This is a genomic window from Changchengzhania lutea, assembly GCF_006974145.1.
In the GTDB taxonomy this organism is placed as follows: domain Bacteria; phylum Bacteroidota; class Bacteroidia; order Flavobacteriales; family Flavobacteriaceae; genus Changchengzhania; species Changchengzhania lutea.
Map to the genome: position 1 here is coordinate 911,572 of NZ_CP039456.1, position 17,164 is coordinate 928,735.

Annotated in this window: 17 protein-coding genes and 1 pseudogene; 9 read left to right on the top strand and 9 right to left on the bottom strand. The window is 33.9% G+C overall.

Annotated features, from left to right (window positions below):
• Positions 1-52 precede the first annotated feature (52 nt).
• Positions 53-862 carry a DNA/RNA non-specific endonuclease gene (locus FAF07_RS04280; protein WP_142783945.1) on the bottom strand — a complete coding sequence of 270 codons (810 nt, stop codon included), beginning with the start codon at positions 860-862 and terminating at the stop codon, positions 53-55.
• Complete coding sequence (gene pafA / locus FAF07_RS04285) at positions 855-2,528, bottom strand: alkaline phosphatase PafA (protein ID WP_142783946.1); 1,674 nt, start codon at positions 2,526-2,528, stop codon at positions 855-857. The genes FAF07_RS04280 and pafA overlap by 8 nt, the downstream gene beginning before the upstream one ends.
• 107 nt (positions 2,529-2,635) lie before the next feature.
• Between pafA and FAF07_RS04290 the strand changes: the two genes are divergently transcribed.
• The gene (locus tag FAF07_RS04290) at positions 2,636-3,373 is read left to right on the top strand and encodes an MlaE family ABC transporter permease (protein WP_142783947.1); all 738 of its coding nucleotides are present in this window, start codon (positions 2,636-2,638) and stop codon (positions 3,371-3,373) included.
• Positions 3,373-4,140 carry an ABC transporter ATP-binding protein gene (locus tag FAF07_RS04295; protein ID WP_142783948.1) on the top strand — a complete coding sequence of 256 codons (768 nt, stop codon included), beginning with the start codon at positions 3,373-3,375 and terminating at the stop codon, positions 4,138-4,140. The genes FAF07_RS04290 and FAF07_RS04295 overlap by 1 nt, the downstream gene beginning before the upstream one ends.
• Here the strand turns inward: FAF07_RS04295 and FAF07_RS04300 are convergent, their stop codons facing one another.
• From FAF07_RS04300 to FAF07_RS04310, 3 genes are read right to left on the bottom strand one after another with little or no spacing between them, the layout of a single operon-like run.
• Complete coding sequence (locus FAF07_RS04300) at positions 4,141-5,616, bottom strand: DUF389 domain-containing protein (protein ID WP_185956515.1); 1,476 nt, start codon at positions 5,614-5,616, stop codon at positions 4,141-4,143. It abuts the gene before it with no gap.
• A 2-nt stretch (positions 5,617-5,618) separates the two neighbouring features.
• Entirely contained in the window at positions 5,619-6,698 is a 1,080-nt protein-coding gene (locus tag FAF07_RS04305; protein WP_142783950.1) for a mannose-1-phosphate guanylyltransferase, read from the bottom strand.
• Between the two features lie 4 nt (positions 6,699-6,702).
• The gene (locus FAF07_RS04310) at positions 6,703-7,299 is read right to left on the bottom strand and encodes a SprT-like domain-containing protein (RefSeq protein ID WP_142783951.1); all 597 of its coding nucleotides are present in this window, start codon (positions 7,297-7,299) and stop codon (positions 6,703-6,705) included.
• 314 nt (positions 7,300-7,613) lie between these two features.
• On the opposite strand from FAF07_RS04310, the gene FAF07_RS04315 reads away from it, so the two are divergent.
• From FAF07_RS04315 to FAF07_RS04325, 3 genes are read left to right on the top strand one after another with little or no spacing between them, the layout of a single operon-like run.
• Complete coding sequence (locus FAF07_RS04315) at positions 7,614-8,939, top strand: glucosyltransferase domain-containing protein (protein ID WP_246067817.1); 1,326 nt, start codon at positions 7,614-7,616, stop codon at positions 8,937-8,939.
• A gap of 3 nt (positions 8,940-8,942) precedes the next feature.
• A complete protein-coding gene (locus FAF07_RS04320; RefSeq protein ID WP_142783953.1) occupies positions 8,943-9,725 on the top strand; it encodes a methyltransferase domain-containing protein in 783 nt (260 codons plus the stop codon).
• A gap of 16 nt (positions 9,726-9,741) precedes the next feature.
• The gene (locus FAF07_RS04325; RefSeq protein WP_142783954.1) at positions 9,742-10,524 is read left to right on the top strand and encodes a glycosyltransferase; all 783 of its coding nucleotides are present in this window, start codon (positions 9,742-9,744) and stop codon (positions 10,522-10,524) included.
• Positions 10,525-10,526: 2 nt separating this feature from the next.
• Here the strand turns inward: FAF07_RS04325 and FAF07_RS04330 are convergent.
• Together FAF07_RS04330 and FAF07_RS04335 are read right to left on the bottom strand one after the other, a co-directional pair.
• Positions 10,527-10,739, bottom strand: a pseudogene (locus FAF07_RS04330) (short-chain dehydrogenase); the annotation flags it as partial.
• A gap of 90 nt (positions 10,740-10,829) precedes the next feature.
• The gene (locus tag FAF07_RS04335; protein ID WP_142783955.1) at positions 10,830-11,510 is read right to left on the bottom strand and encodes a hypothetical protein; all 681 of its coding nucleotides are present in this window, start codon (positions 11,508-11,510) and stop codon (positions 10,830-10,832) included.
• 328 nt (positions 11,511-11,838) lie between these two features.
• On the opposite strand from FAF07_RS04335, the gene FAF07_RS04340 reads away from it, so the two are divergent.
• Genes FAF07_RS04340 through FAF07_RS04355 form a run of 4 tightly spaced genes read left to right on the top strand, consistent with a single transcriptional unit; the run spans position 11,839 to position 15,342 of the window.
• Entirely contained in the window at positions 11,839-13,059 is a 1,221-nt protein-coding gene (locus tag FAF07_RS04340) for a sulfite oxidase (RefSeq protein ID WP_142783956.1), read from the top strand.
• Positions 13,060-13,533 carry a monoheme cytochrome C gene (locus tag FAF07_RS04345; RefSeq protein WP_142783957.1) on the top strand — a complete coding sequence of 158 codons (474 nt, stop codon included), beginning with the start codon at positions 13,060-13,062 and terminating at the stop codon, positions 13,531-13,533.
• Positions 13,517-14,464 carry a sulfurtransferase gene (locus tag FAF07_RS04350; protein ID WP_142783958.1) on the top strand — a complete coding sequence of 316 codons (948 nt, stop codon included), beginning with the start codon at positions 13,517-13,519 and terminating at the stop codon, positions 14,462-14,464. Before FAF07_RS04345 ends, FAF07_RS04350 begins: the two co-directional genes overlap by 17 nt.
• A gap of 2 nt (positions 14,465-14,466) precedes the next feature.
• On the top strand, positions 14,467-15,342 hold the full coding sequence (locus tag FAF07_RS04355; protein ID WP_142783959.1) for a sterol desaturase family protein: 876 nt from the start codon (positions 14,467-14,469) through the stop codon (positions 15,340-15,342).
• A 100-nt stretch (positions 15,343-15,442) separates the two neighbouring features.
• Here the strand turns inward: FAF07_RS04355 and FAF07_RS04360 are convergent, their stop codons facing one another.
• Together FAF07_RS04360 and FAF07_RS04365 are read right to left on the bottom strand one after the other, a co-directional pair.
• Positions 15,443-16,126: an SDR family NAD(P)-dependent oxidoreductase gene (locus FAF07_RS04360; protein WP_142783960.1), complete on the bottom strand. Its 684-nt coding sequence runs from the start codon at positions 16,124-16,126 to the stop codon at positions 15,443-15,445.
• Positions 16,119-17,069 (bottom strand): M28 family metallopeptidase, encoded by a 951-nt coding sequence (locus FAF07_RS04365; protein WP_142783961.1) that lies wholly within the window; start codon positions 17,067-17,069, stop codon positions 16,119-16,121. The genes FAF07_RS04360 and FAF07_RS04365 overlap by 8 nt, the downstream gene beginning before the upstream one ends.
• Positions 17,070-17,164 lie beyond the last annotated feature (95 nt).

Genomic DNA, 17,164 nt, shown 5'->3' on the forward strand with positions numbered 1-17,164 from the left:
TAACGAGATGCTTCGACTTCTCTCAGCTTGACACAACTAACAACTAACAAAGTTATTTGAAATTCCAATTTTTATAACTGCTTGAGGCTTCCAATTTGTTTTCTAAAGTATCCTCTAATTCTGGAAAGAAATCAATTCCTGTTAATTTCTCAATGTCATCCACTGAAACGACAAACTCATACAATGGCTTATTAGAATTTTTATGTGGCATTAAAAAAGCAATCATCTTCGTTTTGCCAGAATTATGATCCATTAAAATTTTATAGAATTGATTGGGCACAGAAACTTCTTCGTCGCCTATGGTTCTTAAATTATTTTTTAGAATGCCTCCTGTTACCACAAAGACACCATCATATTTAGAGGCCCAATAGCGCACTTTTTGCTCTAAACTATTCCAAATACCCGCATTGAATTGATGCTCTTGCGGACTAATATTACTCGTTAAAAAGGTTTCGCCATGTGCTGCTTGATTATAACGCCTATCGCCTGCCGGACACAAGTGCCCCCGATCATAACCTGAATTTTTATAATTTCTCCAATGGGCAGCACCCGTTTTTATGCTAGGGTCAATTTCGAAATAAGGACGCTTAAAATTGGAATTGGACAAATGTGCTTTTTTTAGTTCATAAGCCACCCATTCCGCTTGCTCGTGGGTTTCACTATACGACAACGAATAACCTTCATGATGAACAACTTGCCCCGTAGTACTTGTTGGCATAAAGTTCGTGTTGGTATTGGACTTTACGGTTTCCGCTTCTGAAATAACTGCCGCTTTTTCTTCTTCATTTAAAATGTACTCGAATCCGTAAACAGCCAATACTATTATAATGGCAATGATAGAGAGGAAAGTGCGTTTATTCATTTTCTAAATCCAAAATAAACCCTAAAGGCTGCCCAATGGAAGCATTAGGAAAACTGATGCCTAACAGTGCCGACATTGTAGGTGCAATATCAGTAATTTCAGTTTTATGAAAGGTTTGACCATGCTTTATCCCTTTTCCAAAGAATAACAAGGGGACATGAGTATCATAATTCATGGCGCTACCGTGTGTTGATCCAGTTGGCATATAAGAAATAAAACCTGGGTCGTTAACCAAAATAATATCTCCGGACCGCTTTTGGTTAAACCCCTTTAACAGTAATGCTTCAATCCCTGAACTGAAATTCACAGAACTCATAGTAGTTGCCGTATAGGCTTTAGATATATTTTTATAATTAATCTGTTCGTTCAAAATACGTTGTTGAACAGCTTCTAAGTCCAAACCTAATGCTGTGACCTTCTCCCTGTTTAAGAAGATTTGGTTATTACTTATATTCTCGACTATTTCAGTGGTGCCATAGGTTTTGTTAAGAAAAGCTTCAAAGGTTTCTTGTCGTTCTAAGGTATTTATATATCCCGAAGGAATCTTAACGCTTTGCAAATAGGCTGGCACATTTATGGCGCCATGATCGGCGGTTAGAAAAACGGTATAATTCCTTTTACCAACCTTAGTATCTAAATAATTAAACAATCTTTCTAAATCTTTATCGAGTCGTATATATGCATCTTCAATTTCTTTTGAATTCACACCAAAGTTATGTCCGATATAATCTGTTGCAGAGTAACTAAGGGTTAAAACATCCGTTATTTCATCCTGCCCCAATTGCTCACCATTAATAGCTGCTATAGCAAAATCTGTAGTTAAGCTGTTTCCATAAGGCGTCGCTTTCAAAATATCAAAACCCCAATTGGTCTCTTTCAACATTCCTAAATCATATGGAAATGTTGCCGTTTCTTTTCCATTAAACCCTCCTTCAAATGTATTCAAATCACTTCCACTCTCTGTATACGTTTCTATATTGTACAAGGTATTCCAGACTTTTAAATATGATTCTGCTTGGTCTGATATATTAAAATCCTGCACCCATTGCGGTAAATCTGTCATATAAAAAGTGCTTGAAATCCAATGTCCTTGGTCTTTGCCATGAAACCAATACGCTGCATTAGCTGTGTGACCAGCTGGTAAAATAGCACCTCTATCTTTTAATGACACGCCTATGGTTTTACCTCGCATTTGCGTAAACAGTCGGTTTTCATCTGGAAAGGTGGTGGTAAGCATTCTATGTGGTGACATTTGCCCTACTACCGATTCTGTACCCACCGCGGCCACTGAATCGTCCCCCGCACAATACACTTGTTTTTTCTCTTCTTTATCATACCAAAAGTTACTAATGACACCGTGGTCTTTAGGTGTAGTACCGGTATAAATGGATGCATGACCGGGTCCCGTATAAGTTGGCACATAATTATAATGGTTATTTTTGCAATTAAAGCCTTCGCTTACCATGCGTTTAAAGCCACCATCACCATACTTTTTGTAAAATCGAGTTAAATAATCGTAACGCATTTGGTCTACAACAATGCCTACTACTAATTTTGGGTTATCCGCGTAGGAATCAATAATAGTATCCGTAACTGCCACATCCTGAGATTTACAGGAGAGGGAAATGGTAAGAACACAAAGAGCTAAAGAAAGTTTTTTAAACATAGTTTCTGTTTTAATATTTCAAAAATACATATTTTAAAACGTCATAATTTAAAATTAAGGTTAAATACCTATAACTTTTTTTTACTTTAGCACTATTAAATTTTTCTATGACCTACCTTCATAATATTGGCACCTATTTTTTAATGATTGTTGAAATGTTTCGCAAGCCCACAAAGTGGAGCGTGATGCGAAAATTGATCTTAAAGGACATTGACGATTTAATTATTGGTTCTCTTGGTATCGTGGCGTTTATCGCATTTTTTGTTGGTGGCGTTGTCACCATTCAAACGGCATTAAACATGACTAATCCTTTGATACCTAAATCCCTTGTTGGTTTTGCCACAAGACAATCCATAGTCCTTGAATTTGCCCCGACATTTATTTCGATTATTATGGCGGGAAAAGTAGGGTCCTTTATTACCTCAAGTATTGGTACTATGCGCGTTACGGAACAAATAGATGCCTTAGAGGTCATGGGTATAAACTCCCTAAATTATCTAGTATTTCCGAAATTTATTTCGATGATGTTATACCCGTTCGTCATATCTATCGCCATGTTCTTAGGGATTTTAGGCGGTATGGCTGCTTGTGTATTTGGAGGCTTTAGCTCCTTAGAAGATTATATTATAGGTGTGCAAACAGATTTTATTCCGTTTCACATCATCTATGCTTTTATAAAAACTTTTATTTTCGCCTTTTGTCTGGCTACCATTCCATCCTATCATGGGTACTATATGAAAGGTGGTGCCTTAGAAGTTGGACAAGCCAGTACAACATCCTTTGTTTGGACTAGTGTGGCCATCATTCTTTTAAATTATATACTCACCCAAATGTTATTAAGCTAATGATAGAAGTAAAAAATTTACATAAGTCGTTTGGAAAGATTGAGGTTTTAAAAGGGATAAGCACAACTTTTGAAAAAGGAAAAACCAACCTCATCATTGGACAAAGTGGCTCTGGAAAAACTGTTTTTCTAAAGTGCTTATTAGGCTTGTTTAATTATGAAAAAGGCTCCATTTCTTATGATGGAAAAATATTTTCAAAATTATCTGAAGATGAAAAACGAAATATTCGTGCAGAAATTGGCATGGTGTTTCAAGGTAGTGCCTTGTTTGACTCGATGACTATTGAGGAAAATGTTATGTTTCCATTGCGGATGTTTACCAAACAAAGCAAGAGTGAAATGAAAGATCGCGTTAATTTTGTTTTAAAACGCGTCAATTTAGATGATGCTCATAAAAAAATGCCCAGTGAAGCTTCAGGCGGGATGCAGAAGCGTGTCGCGATTGCGCGCGCCATTGTTAATAAACCAAAGTATTTGTTTTGCGATGAACCTAATTCTGGTTTAGATCCTAAAACAGCTATCGTTATTGATAATCTGATAAAAGAGATTACTGAGGAATATCAAATTACCACAGTAATCAATTCACATGACATGAATTCTGTTATGGAAATCGGTGAGAAGATTGTCTTTCTTAGAAATGGCTTAAAAGCATGGGAAGGCAGTAAGGACACTATTTTCAAAACAGACAATGAAGTAGTTACCGATTTTGTGTATTCTTCTAACTTATTTAAAAAAGTAAGACAAATGTATATTGAAGAGCGCCAATAGCTAATTTAGTCTATCAACAACAAGCGTATCTAATTTCAGTTTAATTTTAAGCCATTTTTCAAGTTTAGCTTGGTCTTTTTTTCTTAAATCCTCTTTTGTAACATCTTTCCATTTAACTGAAAAAACCGGTAGAGTATCCATTTTAGAAAAGTTTGAATTAATAACATTCGCATAAGAAAACTGCTCAATCGTTTCGTAATTCACGGCAACTTCCTTAGTCAATTCGTCAAATGCAATATAATTCCGTTCCAATTTAGAAAGTTGTCTTATTTTATTTTCTAAGAATGCAATTTGTTGTGTTTGGGTTAACAAGTCTAAAGAATCACGCGTTCTCAATTCTTCCATGTATCTAAAATTATCTAAATTTTTAGATCTATTTTGATTGACCACTAATGTACTATTTGCCAATGCTCTGTAACCCTTCATTCTCCCATTCAACACTGCAATAGTCGATTCTGGTATTTCATCCAATCCGAAGGTATTTATTTCAATTAATGAATTTTCATCTCCTGAATACTTGTATGATGCATTATTTCTTAAATAATCTGCATGCGGTAAAGCTGCCAATTCATTTTCAACGAATGATCTCGCATCCCGATTAAAATTACTCTCTTTTAAAACGTTAAGGAAGGTCCAAACGGCAGGAACCATAACCACTATAGCCAACAAGGTCGCTAACCTTGAAATCATTAACCGTTTTTTAGAATTCGCATATTTTAGCATGGGAAATCTCAAGAGCTTTAAAACCAAAAAGGTAGCGAGCGCTATAAAAATCGTATTGATAGTAAATAGGTACATGGCTCCACCGAAATACATCCAATTCCCTTTTGCCAAACCATAACCCGCAGTGCATAATGGTGGCATTAACGCAGTAGCAATAGCTACACCAAAAATGACTGAAGCAATTGTTCCGCGTTTTGTGCGTGCAATTATTAATGCTAATCCACCAAAAAATGCAATTAATACATCCCTTATATCTGGGCGTACACGACCTAAAAGCTCTGATGTATCCTCACTTAAAGGAAATAAATAGAAGAAAAGGAATGCGGTTAACAAACTCAACACAATCATAATTGCTAGGTTTATCAAAGACTTTTTCAGGGTATCAATATCATTAATAGCAATGGAAAGACCAACACCTAAAATGGGACCCATCAAGGGAGAAATTAGCATGGCACCAATTACTACAGCTGTAGAATTTGCGTTTAAACCAATGGATGCTACAAAAATGGAACAGATTAAAATCCATGCGGTAGCGCCCTTAAATGGAATATCCTTTTTAATGGCTTCTACAGTTTCATCTCTATCTGTATCTTCTCTAAAATCCAAAAGCTCACTTAGAAACCTGCTTATACTTTTAAAAAGACCACGTGCATCTTTTTTAACCGCTTCCTTGCTTTGTTCTACAATTTCGTCTTTCTCGAGTGCTTCCTTTTTGATGTCATCTTCAGAAAAGTTGAATTTATTTTCTTCCATAATTAACCGTATTGAACACCAAATTCATCTTTCACCTTTTGGAGTACTTGTTTAATATCTTGTTCTTTTGACTTGGGATAAATGAGTAAAACCTCTTCCTTATCCACAATAATATAATCGTTTAGGCCATCAACCACAACAATCTTATCACTTTTAGTACGAATCATATTTCCCTGAGATTCAATACTCAAGGTTCTTGCATTAACCACAGCATTGCCAGTATCGTCCTTATCTAGCTTATCGTATAAACTACCCCAGGTGCCTAAGTCATTCCAATCAAATTCTGCAGCAATCACATATACATTATCAGATTTTTCCATTATGGCATAATCAACCGAGATATTTTCAGCCTTCTTATAATTATCACGAATAAAATCATCTTCAAATTCTGTATTATAAGCCGGTATTCCTGTTTCAAACAAGTCATACAATTCCCGTTGATTATTCTTAAAAGCTTCAATAACCGTTTTGACACTCCACATAAAAATACCTGCATTCCAAAGAAAATTGCCTTGTGCTATAAATTCCTTAGCCGTTTCATAATTGGGCTTTTCTCTAAATTGATGTACCGGTTTTATAGTTTCGGAGGAATCGTTATCAAATTCAATATAACCATAGCCTGTATTTGGAAAGGTAGGTTGAATACCCAAAGTCATAAGCGCCTTGTTTTTTGAACAGAAATGAAACGCTTGCTCAACATTTTTTGTAAAGGTCGCTTCATCTTCAATCCAATGGTCACTTGGTGCAACCACCATCACCGCATCTGGGTTTTCTTTTTGGATTTTTAAAGACGCATATAGTATACAAGGTGCCGTATTTCTCATCGCGGGTTCTAATACCACTTGTCTTTTTGTAACTTCTGGTAATTGTTCGAACACCAAATCATTGTAACGTTCGTTGGTTAAAATAAAGATATTTTCTTTAGGGATAAGCTGTGACAACCTGTGAAATGTTTTCTGAATTAAGGTGTCTCCAGTGCCTAACATATCATGAAACTGCTTTGGAAATTCTTCTGTACTTACAGGCCAAAATCTAGACCCAACGCCGCCGGCCATTAAAATGGCGTAATAATTTTTATTCATTATTCTACTTTATTATTTCAACTTCTGCATTTGGATTGAAAAGATACAACTTTCCTGTTTTAATCTCGATGCACTCATATCGTTTTACGCGTTTATTTACTTTTTTGAAAATTTTACCATTATATAATTTAAAAGTACTCCCTAAGGGCACTTCAAAAACATAGGTCTTATTCTGTACATCATCAAATTGCCTTAAAGCGTATGCCAAAGGCACATCGGTATCGCTAGAAGCCTTTGGGTTTTTAAAATGATTTGCTAAAAGGGGCAGTAACTCATTTGGAAAAACTTCCGGATTTAAAAACGGTAATATTAAGCGCTGAAAAGTCTGTTTCCATTCTTTCCCATGTGGCTTTATTGAATGACCGTAGCTTTTATAAGCTTCAAAATGTGCTATTTCGTGAATTAAAGTGAGTAGAAATCGGTATACATTTAAGTTAGCATTAACTGTTATTTGGTGTTTTCCGTTAGGAAGGCTTCTATAATCCCCATGACGCGTTTTTCTCTCACTTTTAATTTTAACATCTAAATGATCATGTTTTAAAAGTAGCATCACCTGATTAATGGCTGCTTCTGGAATATGATCGTTAAGGTGTTTTGACATAATGGCAAATGTATATTATTTCTTTAATCTTGTTAAATAAAATACTTATAAAAAAGTTAACTTCGCTCATCTATAAACTACAGTAAATATTCTAGTCGTTAAAAAATAAAGCAACTTCTATTTACTCAGAAATTTGACCCATTTTTAAAGTATCAACACATAGTATTCAGAATAAAGCGGTTTTCATTTACGGCTTACTTGCATTACTTGGAAGCCTAATCCTCAACATTGGAATATTTAAAAATTATGCCTATACCGATGTTTATGAGTTTATTTGGCTCATTGATAAAGACCCAAGTTACAGCAACATCTTTATTCAAGGGGGACGTTTTCTCTATGGTTTTTTATGTCAACTTGTTTACGGAGAACTAACAAATACTATATCTGGTTTAAAGTGGGTGCGATTATTTTCCCTGATTGGATGTGTCATATTTTCGATCCAGATATTTACATTTCTGTTAAAATTAAACCTCAAAAAAATTGAAGCTGGCATATTCTCATTTCTGATACTGGCGCTGCCATCATTCTCGGTATTTGTGTTTTGGAGCGCTACGTTTGAAGTACCCATTGCTTTAATCCTTAGCTTTTTTTCTGGGTATTTGCTGCTTAAATCCTTTGAGTTAAATCACATAAACAAAGCCCATTATGCTATTGCCCTCATATTAGTAATCATATCTCTTTTTCTGTATCAATCTGCAACTACTGTCTTTTTACTTCCTTTTGTGTTTTCATTTGCAATCAAGGAAAATCATTCTTTATTAAAATTTAAGAGAATTATTTTTTTTATAGCCTTTGCATTTGGACTGTATTTTATCTTATTTAAATTATCCCTTTTGTGGTTTCAATTAGAGCCCTTGAATAGAGCCCATATTGATATTCTAAAATTACCTGTTAAAACCATACTTTTCTATGCTCGAGAAATGCGCATGTTACTTTATGGCAGTGGTATTTTATTAGCTCCGGTACTTGCTTTTATTATTGGTGCCATCAGTTTTTTAGGCTTCTTATTTTTTAAATATAAACGACGAGATGAAATAAACAAACCCATACTTTTAATATTCTTTTTACTGGCTGTTTTACCCTTGAGCTATTCACCAAATTTAATATCTGTTGATAATTTTATATGTAGCCGAACTATTGCCCCAGCTGCTATCATCATTCTTTTTTATCAATTTTATTTTTTTCGTGAGTTAAGTATTAAGCTGAAAGCGTTAAAAATCATCTCCATTTTAATCGCATTTCTGTTTGTAGCGCTTGGTTTTATAAACATAAATACCTATCAAGTAGAAACCCAAAATACAGAATATAAAGCACTGAAAACTGTTTTTGAACGTATTGACTTAACTGTTACCAAAAAAATCATTTTCATTATTCCAGAACATGATTATTTACAAAAACTAGAAACCTATAAATTAGGTTATGCTGATGAATTTGGAGAAATATCGTCTTCTAGACCTTGGGCACCCGAGCCCATGCTAAAACAAATACTGATAGAAAAAGCCAACTTAGACCATTCAGACAAAAACTTAATCTTAAATTTAGAGGTAGAAGTTTACAAAGAAAATGATATGTTTACAAGAACCAGTGATTCTGAAGTCATTAATATTATTGATATCATTACAGCCGAATATGCCAAGTAACTTATGGATTTAGTCGAAATTAATTCTAAGCATATAAACAGGCACCCGTGGGAACTTGCAAGACAATCTATAGTAAATTCTTTAATTAAGAAACATAGTTCTAATAAGAATCTTCAAATAGAAGTTTTAGATGTTGGTAGCGGCGATGCGTTTTTGGCAAATGATTTTACCAAAATTCCTCAGATTACACGTTGCCATGCTGTAGATATTGAATACACCGATGAACTAAAAAAGCAATTTAACTATTACTATCAAAACAAAGCTTTAAAACTATATTCGTCCTTAAACGAAGTCGAAACCGAAACGGTTAACATCGTCACCTTATTAGATGTTATTGAACATGTTCCCGATGATGTGGCATTCATTAATAGCATTACTAAGCGAGACTATGTTAATGTTGACACTGTTTTTATTATAACAGTACCGGCATATCAGTCACTGTTTAGTCAACACGATGTGCTGCTAAAACATTATAGAAGGTATGATTTAAAACTGTTGAGGCACAATGTTAATAAAAGTGATTTGGAAGTTTTAGATAGTGGTTACTTTTTCTTTTCGCTGCTTATTCCTCGAATTGTAAATCTATTAATTGAGCGATTTAAAACAAGACATTTAAACGACTTAGGAAATTTAGGAAATTGGAAAGGAGGAAAGATGTCAACAAGTATTATAAAAAGCATATTATTGATTGATTACCAGATAGGAAGATTTTTCAAACGGTTACACATTCATATTCCAGGATTATCTTGCTATATGATTTGCAAAAAAAAGATTTCAAAAAGTTAATTTTGAATTTATAAAAATGGTTAATTCAGAACATTTAAAAGTGCTTATTATTATCCCATGTTTTAATGAAGCACAACGCATTAATAGGAATTCTTTTTTAGAGTTTTCAAAGCATAATTCAAATATAAATTTTCTTTTTGTAGATGATGGCAGTACAGATAATACATCAATTGTATTAAAAGAATTAAGCAATAAATCGCATTTGCTCGATTATAAAACCTTAACAGAAAATTGTGGAAAAGGTGAAGCCATTAGACGTGGTATTCTCTCAAATAATGGAAACTTAAACACATATGATTTTGTCGGGTATATGGATGCCGACTTGTCTGTGCCGCTTGAAGAAATAAATTATTTGTTGAATGCATTAAGAGCACGAAAAAACATCGAATTCATATTAAGTATTAGAGTAGGCCGATTGGGGGCTGAAATCAATAGAAATTTTTACCGCCATTATTTGGGTAGAATTTTTGCCACTTTCGTGAGCCTACTTTTAAAAGAGCCTATTTATGATTCGCAATGTGGTGCCAAATTAATTCACACATCGCATGTAAAGTCTCTATTTGATAAACCATTTATTAGCACATGGCTGTTTGATGTAGAATTAATTGCGCGATGGAAAATATCTGTCAAAAACTATGATCAAAAAATCTTAGAATACCCTTTAAACAACTGGCAGGAAATTAAAGGCTCAAAATTAAAACTCAGTCACTTTTTATTAGCCCCGATAGAATTAATTAAGATATGGAGCATATACCGCAAAGCTATTCAAAACGTCGATACTGCTAAACAACATCCATAAACTTAAGGTGTAGAGTTAGATACTTGCAACAATTTTCCATTATAATAGGTATTCCCAGTAAGGGCAAAATCAAAAATATAGGCTGCCAATCCTGGGAATTTCATACGCCCTTGCACATCACCCATAGAACTAATAGTTACAATATGACTTCCTTTTTTCATGAATGGCAAAACAATACGCGTTGATTCTGCTACACCAAAGACATTGGTTTTATAAAACGTTCATAGTTTTTATAAACCTCAAAATGTCCAATTTCATGTATAAAAGCTAACTTAGGTTATACAAAAGACCTTTTCAAAAAAAAATCAAGACTTACCCTCAGGAAGATTAACCCCTTGTCGTAAAAGCGAAATGCCCATCGCTACTAACCAAAGTACCTTGACATGAAATATTGGTTTGTAGATTTCGAAATTATCTGGTATTGACAAAATGATTCCCATCGCTACAAAACCTAATAAGATGGTAAACCATCCCAACCATAAATTCACTAGTTTCCATTTTATAAAGCCATAACCTAATAGCACTAAACCAACACCCGAGAAAATACGTCCAAACCTAACAAAACAAGTTACATATTGATTTGTAAACAGAATGCTATCCATAAATTCCTGAATTTCAGCAGCAGACTTACCAGCTGTTTGCCCAACGCCCCAAGCACCATAATTATAATAATATGCAGCTGCAATAGCAATAGTAAATGTGCCTACTATAACCATACCTGCACCAGGTAATATTAAAACACGATAAGGTTTCCTTGCTGTTATGGATACCAATGCAAACATAGCAATTGCCATGGTTACCCAACCAAAAATATGAAATCTATACATCCAAATCCAATACCATACGTTCTCACCAATTGAGGTAAAATCTGAAGCTACAAAATATTCACCTACATGATGCGGTGACAATGCCCAACCTCCCCATAATAATAACGCAGCAACTATAAATGCCCAACCTGTAAATTTTATTTCAAAGTCCTTTTTCATAATATTTTGTTTTTCAATAATTGAACAAATTACTAATACTTAAGAAATTTTTTGTAACATTAGTTACATAAAACAAATTGGCACTAATAATTACATCAACAACAAAATATTATTTTTATAAATATATTAAACTGATATTCAACATTTTATATACTATTTTAATAAGCTGATTAATATCATAGTTAGTAATAAATAAAATAATTAATATTATTTTTAAATCAGCTTCTATAACATCGCGTTCAATTACTGTAACATAAGTTACAAAAGAAGAAATTTAGAAATTGTAACTTGAACACATTTTGTTTTAAGAACCTATACTGTAATCATTTTGAAAAGAAGAGTTTTTGCTAAAAAGGCAACATTAAGTACGTTTGCAACACTTATTGGAACTGAAATTGTTTTTGGATCAAATTTGTTAGAAGGTTATAGCCCTTTAGCCTTACAAGATCCAGACCCTTTTAAAATGTTTAAGAAACACAAAGACATGATTGTGTTAAACGATAAGCCATGGAATATAGAAGCACAGGCACATTTGTTAGATGATAAAATTACACCAAACTCTTGTATGTTTATTAGAAATAACGGCTTAGCACCTGAAGGTATTGATGCTAAAAAGTGGTCTCTTACAATAGATGGTGAATCGGTAATAAACAAAAAAACATATACGTTAGCTGAATTAAAATCGAAATTTGAACAACATACTTATCAATTAACTTTAGAATGCGGTGGCAATGGAAGAAGTGAATTTAATCCGCCTGCAAAAGGCAATCAATGGACAATTGGGGCTGTACATTGTGCCAGTTGGACTGGTGTACGTTTACGAGATGTTTTAAAAGATGCAGGTATTAAAAATAATGCTATTTATATTGGCTATCACGCTATAGATGTACATTTAAGCCAAGACCCAAATAAAGAACCTATTTCAAGAGGCTGCCCTATGTCAAAAGCGCTCCAGGATGAAACATTATTAGCATTCAAAATGAATGGTGAAGATATCCCTTTAATTCATGGTTACCCTTTGCGTTTGGTGGCAGGAGGTTGGCCTGCATCAGTTTCAGGAAAGTGGATAAATAGAATTAGCATTAGAGACAAAGTACATGATGGTACCAAAATGACTGGCGATGCTTACAGAGTACCTTGCAAACCTGTTGCCCCAGGAGAAAAAGTGAAAGATGAAGATATGTGTATTATTGAATCTATGCCCGTAAAATCCTTAATAACGTACCCTAAATCTGGAGCAACCATTAAAGAAGGTAAGTCCCTGAATATTCGAGGACATGCTTGGGCAGGTGAATTGGAAGTTACCAAAATGGAGTATTCTATCGATTTTGGAGCTACATGGAAATCATGTGTTATTGAAAAACCTTCCAATCGATTAGCATGGCAACATTTTAATGCAACAATACATTTTCCAAAAAAAGGGTACTATGAGATTTGGGCAAAAGCAACCGATGCTAAAGGTATTGCGCAACCCATGTTGTTACCAGGTTGGAACCCTAAAGGATATTTAAACAATGCATGCCATAGGATAGCGGTGAAAGTAAGTTAAATGTCTAAAGAAGAAAAATTCAGGAAGCAGATAAAAAAAGTATACCACTTATTGTTGTTGCTTTTTAGCCTGTTTTTAATTGCGGGTGTGATGCTTGTTTATTATACTATTAATCCTGATTTTTTTACTTTTAAAACGAAAACTGAAACCATTGTTAGCATACCTATTGAAGGTGATGAAGATAGCATTGAAAATGGTATTCATATAAGAACAGGATTAATTGAAGCTGAAGGATTAATGACTGTTGTTAATAACTGTACTAATTGTCATTCGTCTAAGATCATTCTTCAGAATAGAATGAATACCGAACGTTGGAATACCACTATAAAATGGATGCAGGAGACACAAAATCTTTGGGGTTTAGGAAAAAACCAAGAAATTATAGTTAATTATTTAGTCACTAACTATCCAGTGAAAGACAAGGGAAGGCGTGACAATTTATCAAATATCGATTGGTATGAACTGGAGAATTAATATCCTGTTGTTCTTGTATGTTTTTTCAGCATGCAAGCAAGAAAAAGCCATAGAGACTAAAAAGCAAATTGCGAGTGAAACACCAGTAAAAATTAACTATTTAATTGAAGTTGATGAATTTAAGACCATAGCCAATCAGCCACATATTAAAGTAATAGATTTTAGAAAAAAAGAGGCTTATGACAAAGAACATATAAAAGGCGCATTACATATTTGGAGAACAGATATTGAAGATGCATCTTTTCCTTATAATGGCATAATGGCAAGTCGTACACAAATAGAAACCTTATTTAGTACACTGGGCATTGTTACTAATGATACGCTTATTATCTATGATGATAACGGATTGTGTGATGCTGCAAGGTTATGGTGGTTATTGCAAAATTATGATTTTACAAATGTGAAATTATTCCATGGCGGATTAAACATTTGGAAGGCAGCTAATGGTTTGGTTACAGATGAAAACACAATAGTTGAAAAAGCAGTATTTAAACTTAGTGAAACACCTTCAATGAAATATTACGTTTCTAAAGAAGAGATGCGAGACGCTTTAAATACTAACACTATTATTTTAGACACCAGAACCCTTGATGAGTTCTCAGGAAAAAGACAGAAAAAAGGTGCCGCAAAAGCAGGGCGAATTCCTAATAGCATCCTTATAGATTGGGCAGAAGCCATAAACTATAATGGAGATAAAAAAATAAAACCTGTGGAAGATTTAGAATCTATTTACAGTCAATTGGATAGCACAAAAGATGCTCCAATAATTGTGTACTGCCATAGTGGTGTACGTTCAGCACATACTACTTTTGTTTTGACACAATTATTGGATTATAAAAATGTAAAAAATTATGATGGCTCGTGGACAGAATGGAGCTATTTTAATGATTTACCGTTTAAAAAAGACAGTTTAACACTAGTAAATAATTAATTATGGAAAAATATTTAGATGCATTTATCAATGCTTTTAATGGTACGGTAGATTGGACATGGAAATCGATAATCTTTGAGGTGCCTTGGTACACCAATTACTTTTGGGGACTTGTAGCGATTTCACTTTTTGTTTGGGCTTTAGAAATCGTATTTCCCTGGCGAAAAGAGCAATCTATTATTAGAAAAGATTTCTGGTTAGATGGATTTTACATGTTTTTTAATTTCTTTATTTTCTCTATTGTGATTAGTGGAGTTTATGAGATTTTAGGACTCTTTTTTGCAGACATCAATATCACTGCCAAGAGTTTAGCGCTTTTTGACATTTCAAAATGGGCAATGTGGGCGCAATTGTTAGTTTTCTTTATTATTTTAGATTTTGTACAGTGGTTTACACATGTTTTATTACATAAGTATCCTTTTTTATGGAAGTTCCATAAAGTACATCATAGCGTAAAAGAAATGGGATTTGCTGCGCATTTAAGATACCATTGGATGGAGAATATTTTTTACAAACCTCTAAAAACTTTTGGTGTCATGTTAATAGGTGGTTTTGAACCAGACCAAGCTTATATTATACATTTTATAACCATAGCTATTGGTCATTTTAACCATTCTAATATAAAAATAACCTGGGGACCACTAAAATATATTTTTAACAATCCAGTGATGCATTTATACCATCATGCTTATGTATTACCAAAAGGGAAGTATGGCGTAAATTATGGAATTAGTTTAAGTCTATGGGATTATATATTTAAAACAAATTATATTCCTGAAGATAGTGGTAAGGTTCTAATTGGATTTAAAGGTGATGATAAGTTTCCTAAAGATTTTATTCATCAAAACATTTATGGATTTAAAAAGGGGCAAAAATAAACACATCAAAATTTAGCTCTTTATTGATTATGTCCCTTGATTTTTTTTATGAAAAAATTGAGCACTTGATGATATTCAAAATCTGAAAGTTTAAAAGAGTTCAAGGCGTAGAGTTAGACACTTGCAACAATTTTCCGTTATAATAGGTATTCCCAGTAAGGGCAAAATCAAAAATATAGGCTGCCATTTCCTGAGCGGTTGTAGGTGCTTCATAGCCCGGAAAAGCCTCTTCCAGCATTTCGGTTTGAACAGCTCCCAGTGCAAATACATTAAACGATATTCCCGTGCCTTTGTATTCTTCAGCCCATAATTCGGTTAATGTTATAACCGCGGCTTTACTTGAACTATAAGCTGCCAAACCAGGAAACTTCATACTCCCTTGCACACCTCCCATAGAACTAATAGTTACAATATGACTTTCCTTTTTCATAAATGGCAAAACAATACGCGTTAATTCTGCCACACCAAAAACATTGGTCTCATACACCCTCTTAAAGTCTTGCATACTCGTTTCAGGAAATGGCTTATTCAGTAATAAACCTGCATTATTAATTAAAATATCCACCTGTTGCCACTCGGCATTTATAAAAGCTTCAACCTTTCGGTAAGCAGCTTCATCGCTTAAATCAAACGAAAATGCAGTGACAGTGTTCAGTTTTAATGTTTGAATAGGGATGTCGTTCCGCGAAAGCGCCAATACATTATGACCAGCCTTAGCAAAATATTTTACCAATTCAAATCCTATGCCTCGGCTTGTACCCGTTATTATAATATTTTTACTCATTGTTCAATTTTATTTCTTTGTTTGGCGTATTGCATATTTTTTCAATAGCAGGAATCATCTTATTGATTAAGCTTGCCATATGGTTATAATCCAGTTTATCTGCTTCATCATCCACATGATGGTAATAGTCATAATTAGATAAGTCACAACTTGAAATGGTCTGACATGGTAAATTAAATTCCTGATAGAAGGCGTAATTATCGGATTGTTTGAACAAATTATAGTCTTTGGAGACTTCTGAAAAACCAGTGAGATTAGAACTTGTGTATTCATTCATTTTATCCGACATATTAGATAAGTCATACCCTGTTACAAAGGCTATATAATCTCTATTTTTAAAGGGGACTCCAATCATTTCAAAATTTAGCATGATGTAAACATCCATCTGTTCATCCTTTAAGCGTTTCGCTAAATGTCTCGAACCGAGCAAGCCCATTTCTTCAGCAGAGAACAGCGTTAATAAAATGCTGCGCTTTGTATTTTGTTTTGCAGCAAAATATTGAGACAAAGCTAAAACAGCACTAGTGCCTGCTGCATTATCATTTGCGCCATTTGCAATGCTATCACCATTTACTTCGTTAGCATAGCCTATATGATCATAATGCGCCCCAATAATTACAAATTCATCCTTTAATACGGGATCACTACCTTCAATATAGCCCACCAAGTTATAACCATAAAATTCTTTTAAATCAAAACTATCTCTATAGGTTTCAAAATAAGGTTTGATGTTATGCTTCTTGAATATAGTTTCTATATAAACAGCTGCTTTTTCAATCCCCACACTACCTGTAGTTCGCCCTTCAAGTTCATCAGAAGCTAAAAACCCAACGCTAGCTTTCACTTGCTCTTTAGTTATTTTAATTTGTTCAGCATTGTTTTCAATGGTCGATTTACACCCCAGAAAAGTTAATAAAATAAGGAAATAAAAGCATTTATTCATATAAAATATTATTTGAGTTTAAAGATAAAAAACTCTTAGCAACGATTCTACTTTTAATTCCTGTTTAAATAACAACAATTTATGGTCGTAACCCG